The following is a 420-nucleotide window of genomic DNA, read 5'->3' as shown; positions in this document are numbered from 1 at the left end:
GGTCGTTGGTTCGAGTCCAACCAGCCCTACCAAGTTATCACAAGAAAACGGGGGATTAGCTCAGCTGGGAGAGCACCTGCTTTGCAAGCAGGGGGTCGTCGGTTCGATCCCGTCATCCTCCACCATTACCTGGTTCTGAAAGCACAAACGTAAGCCTCTGCGGTTTAGGTTTGGTCTTTTCGAGATCACTGTTTTTTCGTTCTTTAACAATCTGGAAGAAGTAAAGTTTTTTTAAGCGTGCATGTAAAAGTGCACACTTAGGGTAGTAATCAAGTATCAACAAACATGCAATTAAGCTGTACTCTTGATTTCTATGACGATCCCTGTTGTCAGCAGGGGCCAACGTTATAGGGACAAGCGAATAAGTGCACATGGTGGATGCCTTGGCGATTACAGGCGATGAAGGACGTAGTAGCTTGC

General features: G+C 46.7%; 1 protein-coding gene and 1 tRNA gene. One reads left to right on the top strand and one right to left on the bottom strand.

Going from position 1 to position 420, the window contains the following annotated elements:
• Positions 1-49 precede the first annotated feature (49 nt).
• A tRNA-Ala gene (locus tag LE190_RS21540) sits at positions 50-125 on the top strand.
• Here the strand turns inward: LE190_RS21540 and LE190_RS21535 are convergent.
• Positions 113-420 (bottom strand): hypothetical protein (locus LE190_RS21535; protein WP_225240624.1); only part of this gene is annotated, 308 nt, incomplete at its 5' end. The two genes, LE190_RS21540 and LE190_RS21535, sit on opposite strands and share 13 nt — an antisense overlap.

It is taken from the genome of Massilia hydrophila, from assembly GCF_020208145.1.
Taxonomy (GTDB): Bacteria; Pseudomonadota; Gammaproteobacteria; order Burkholderiales; family Burkholderiaceae_D; genus Telluria; species Telluria hydrophila.
The sequence above is the reverse complement of the archived record's forward strand: the minus strand, read 5'-3'. Positions and strand labels throughout refer to the sequence as shown.